Annotated in this window: 1 protein-coding gene; it reads right to left on the bottom strand. The window is 71.5% G+C overall.

The window, feature by feature from the left end:
* Positions 1-295, bottom strand: a 295-nt coding sequence (locus AC6LKG_RS26600; RefSeq protein ID WP_498170000.1) for a phosphate acyltransferase, incomplete at both ends; no start/stop codon positions are given.

The raw sequence follows: 295 nt of genomic DNA, 5'->3' as shown, positions 1-295 counted from the left end.
CCGACCGCCACGTTGCCGCCGGCCGCCGTCTTGAGCAGGTTGTAGGCGATGTTGCCCGCGTCCACGTTCGGGCACACCAGCAGGTTGGCCTCGCCCTTGAGCGTGGAGGACGGCAGGATGCGCAGGCGCAGCGCCTCGTCCAGCGCGCAGTCGCCATGCATCTCGCCGTCGATCTCCAGGTCCGGCGCGGCCTCGCGCACCAGCTCCAGCGCGCGGCGCATCTTGGCGCCCGAGGCCGAACTGCCCGAGCCGAAGTTCGAGCGCGACAGCAGCGCCACCTTCGGCGCCAGGAACA

Source organism: Achromobacter sp. 46006 (assembly GCF_059761975.1).
The sequence above is the reverse complement of the archived record's forward strand: the minus strand, read 5'-3'. Positions and strand labels throughout refer to the sequence as shown.